5 protein-coding genes are annotated in these 3492 nt (G+C 73.1%); 1 reads left to right on the plus strand and 4 read right to left on the minus strand.

What is annotated here, in order from left to right; genetic code table 11:
- The 4 genes from CCN42_RS40170 to CCN42_RS40185 form a co-directional block, all read right to left on the minus strand.
- Positions 1 to 284: DUF3618 domain-containing protein (locus CCN42_RS40170; RefSeq protein ID WP_143662243.1), on the minus strand; the 284-nt coding region annotated here is incomplete at its 3' end.
- A complete protein-coding gene (locus CCN42_RS40175) occupies positions 281 to 652 on the minus strand; it encodes a phage holin family protein (RefSeq protein ID WP_086173447.1) in 372 nt (123 codons plus the stop codon). The genes CCN42_RS40170 and CCN42_RS40175, both read right to left, overlap by 4 nt.
- A gap of 158 nt (positions 653 to 810) precedes the next feature.
- Positions 811 to 1965 (minus strand): FUSC family protein, encoded by a 1155-nt coding sequence (locus CCN42_RS40180; protein WP_386579469.1) that lies wholly within the window; start codon positions 1963 to 1965, stop codon positions 811 to 813.
- Positions 1966 to 2014: 49 nt separating this feature from the next.
- Complete coding sequence (locus tag CCN42_RS40185) at positions 2015 to 3007, minus strand: phosphotransferase family protein (protein WP_086742037.1); 993 nt, start codon at positions 3005 to 3007, stop codon at positions 2015 to 2017.
- A gap of 232 nt (positions 3008 to 3239) precedes the next feature.
- Between CCN42_RS40185 and CCN42_RS43600 the strand changes: the two genes are divergently transcribed.
- On the plus strand, positions 3240 to 3416 hold the full coding sequence (locus CCN42_RS43600) for a hypothetical protein (RefSeq protein ID WP_169731619.1): 177 nt from the start codon (positions 3240 to 3242) through the stop codon (positions 3414 to 3416).
- Positions 3417 to 3492 lie beyond the last annotated feature (76 nt).

A 3492-nucleotide genomic window follows, 5' to 3' on the forward strand; every position in this document is an offset into this window, starting at 1 on the left:
TCACCGGCCTTCGCGGCGGCCTGCTCCTTGACCTCGGACGCCTTGACCGAAGCCTGTTCCCTGGCCTGCGAGGCCTTGACCGCCGCCTGTTCCTTGACCTCCGCGGCCTTGACCGCCGCCTGTTCCTTGACCTGCGAGGCCTTCTCCTGGGCGCGTGCCCTGACGTCGCCCTTGGCTGCCAGCGCCTCGACCGTCTCCCCGAGCTCGGCGCGGGTCCGCTCCACGTGTTCGCGCAGCTCCTGCGGGCTGGAGGCGGGCTTGTCCTCGTGCGGCGGCTGGGTCATCGGTGCGCGCTCCCCTTGATCTCGGCCACATCGGCCTTCACGTTCTCGATCGTCTGTTCGGGCATGGGTGGTGCGGCCCGGTCGACCTGCTTCTTGCCGCTGAGAGCCATCACCGCGGCGATCACACCCAGCACCACGGTGACGATCAGCGCGGCCGCCCACACGGGCAACGGCACCGCCAGAGCCGCGATCACCGTGGCGACCAAGGCCTGCAGCATCAGGAAGCCGACGACGCCGGCCCCGCCGAACAGTCCGCCTCCCTTGCCGTAGCGCTTGCCCTTCTCCTTCATCTCGGCCTGCGCCAAGCGCAATTCGCCGCGTACCAGCTCCGTCAGCTGCTGTGACGCCCGCTGGACCAGTTCGCTCACCGGCTCCTGGCCAGGCTCGTGCGCCCCGGGGCGGGGAGCGGTGCGGTGCGACTGCGTACTCGACACGGCGATCACCTCCCATCCGGCTCGTTCCACGTGACGGATCCGCGAGTACCCCGAATGACCGACTTCAGGACCACCGATCCTGCGTCCGGCGGTCAGCGTCCCGCCAGCTGGTCGGCCAGGCGACGCGCCTGGGTCAGCAGAGTGCCGTAGGTCGCCAGCGCGTCGGGGTCGTCGGGCACGGCGCGCGGCAGCCTCCGGCGCAGGTCGTCCAGCGTGCGTCCGAGGTCCTCGACCACCTCGCGCAGCTCCCGGTCCGCCTGCCGGTCCCGGCCGCCCGGCGCGAACCGGCTCGTGGTGTAGAGCCGGATGGCATGGGCGCTGTTGCGCAGGAAGGCCGCGTACGGCTCGGTGATGTGCGGTCCCGGCCGGGGCTCCTCGCGGTCGTCGACACAGGCCTCCAGCACCGCCCGGGTCACTCCCGCGGTGTGCACGGCCACGTAGTCGAGGACGGTGACGGCGTCGTCGTAGTCCTGGCCAGGGGCCGAGACCGCGCGGCTGCGGCCCCGCGGATTGACGCGCAGGCTCTCCCGGCTCCAGCCCACCGAGGCGCGGGCCTGCTCCACCAGCCGGCCCAGCCGCAGCGCCCGCTCGTGCAGCGAGCCGGCCGCGTCGGCATCCCACTCGGCGGAGGCGAGCTTGTCGGCGACCGCCTCGAGGATCCGTTCCGCCTCACCGGCCGCGTCCTCCAGCGCCGCGCGGGTGCTGCGCAGGTACACCGGCGGCCGGACCAGCGCGTTGACCGTGATGCCGACCAGGGCGCCGAAAACCGCCTCCGCGATCCGGGCCGCCGACCCGGCGACGGTGACCGGCTGGAAGGTCAGCACGAACAGGGCGCCGGTGGCGGCGTAGATCCCCTGCCTGCCCAGCCGCCGCCAGTTGCCCAGCAGCACGGCCGCGGGCAGCACCAGCGCCATCGCCGCCATCGTGGAGTCCAGCAGCAGCGCGGCGGCGGTGGCCAGGACCGTTCCGGTGGCGATGGCCGCCAGCTGCTGGAGGCCGTGTGCGATGGACCGGTACACCGTGGACTCGACCAGGACGATCGCCACCCACGGCGCGACGAACGCCATGGGCGCCTGGAGCCACCAGCCCGCCACCGCCCAGGCCAGCCACGCGGCCAGCGCGGCCTTGCCGGCCTGCACCGCCAGATCCCGTTCGCGGCCCGGCTCCGCCCAGGCCCGGTGCATCGTCTCCCGTGCCGTCCGGGCCTGGTGCCGGACTGTCTCCCCTGCCCGTCGTATCGCCTGCATGACAGGCCAGGTGCCACCTCAGCCCGGATGAATGCAGTCGGATTCGCCACTACCCCGGTGAGCGGAGCGCGGTGACGGCGTCGGCTAGGGTGCGGCGGCAGAAGGCCAGGTGGTCGGGGCCGTAGCCGCGCGGGCCGCATTCCACGACCAGCAGCAGGCCCAGGTAGAGGCGGTACAGCGCCAGGCGGTGCTGGAAGGACGGAGTGAAGTCGAGCACACCACCGGCCTCGGTGTACCCGGCGACGAGGTCGCTGTCCGGGCCGGTGTCGCCGCCGAAGGCGAGGGAGACCAGCTCGGCGGCCGGGTCCCCCCAGAACGCCCGCTCGTGGTCGATGAGCCCGGTGATCCGGGCGGGCGTCCTGCCGGTGCCGGGTTCGACGAAGATGTTGCCCGGCCACAGGTCGAAGTGGACCAGCCGGGGCTCGGCGACCTCGGCGAGCGCGTCCTCACCCGCGGCCACCAGCGCCCGGATGCCGGCGGGCGGCTCCCCGAGCGGGGACCGCCAGCGCTCGGCGTCGTCGAGGAGCGCGTCCACCATGGCGGTGAACGCCGTCGGCCAGTCGTCGGCGGACAGCGCGGAGGCGGCGGCCGGGTAGCCGAACCGGCCGTCCTCGGGGGCGAGGGTGTGCAGGCGCGCGGTGATCGCGCCGAGGTCGTGGCGCAGTGCCGCCTCGGTGGCGGGTGTCAGCCGGTCCGCCGCCTTGTCCCAGCCCGTGCCGTCCAGGAGGGAGACGACCAGGAACTCCTCTCCGGCGTGCAGCAGGGCAGGTGTGGGCACGCTGCCGCCGGGCAGGCTCGCGAGGCGCCGGTAGACCATGGCCTCCGTCGCCATGATGCCCAGCTCGTACCGCAGGACCGCGGCGTCGGCGGGCGGGGCCAGTTTCACCACGGCCGGTCTGCCGTCGTCGAGTACGACGCGGTAGGCGGTGTTGAACCAGCCGTCGGCCAGCTCACCCTCCAGGCGGCACCCCGTACCGGTGGAGGCCCGCAGCAGCGCGTCCAGCTCGTCGGGGGACATGCGGCGCTTGGTCAGGCTCTGCACGGGACTCGCCTTCGGGAGGGGGTGAGCGCTCCTACGCCTTTGGGAGCGCTCCCATGATGCCGATCGCCACCCCCGACGTCCAGAGGATGTGGCCCAGCTCCTGCGGCGGTCTCTCCGACTTGTCTCCGGGACCCGTACACCGTCGGCGATACTGATCACCGTCGACACGGACAACACAGCTGGAAGCGCAAGCCGTCACATCACCCGGCACGACCCGAGAAAGCAGACCCCCTTGTTCCAGGAGACCCCGATCTACAGCCGCCTCGTCGCCGAGCGGGGCGACATCCCCACCCAGGTGAGGGGCGAGGCCGACCGCATACTCCGCGAGCTGGAATCCGTGATGCGCGTCGCTCCCGGCGGCCCGTTGTCCGGCCTGCCCGCCCAGCAGCACTTTCCCCGGGCACGCTGACCGCCCGCCCGTTCGACCACCGGAGCACCGGGCACACGAGCGCCGGGGCAGCCGGCCCGGCGCTCGTGTGCCCGGT

Origin of the sequence: Streptomyces glaucescens (genome assembly GCF_002154375.1) — a bacterium.
Classification (GTDB): Bacteria; Actinomycetota; Actinomycetes; order Streptomycetales; family Streptomycetaceae; genus Streptomyces; species Streptomyces glaucescens.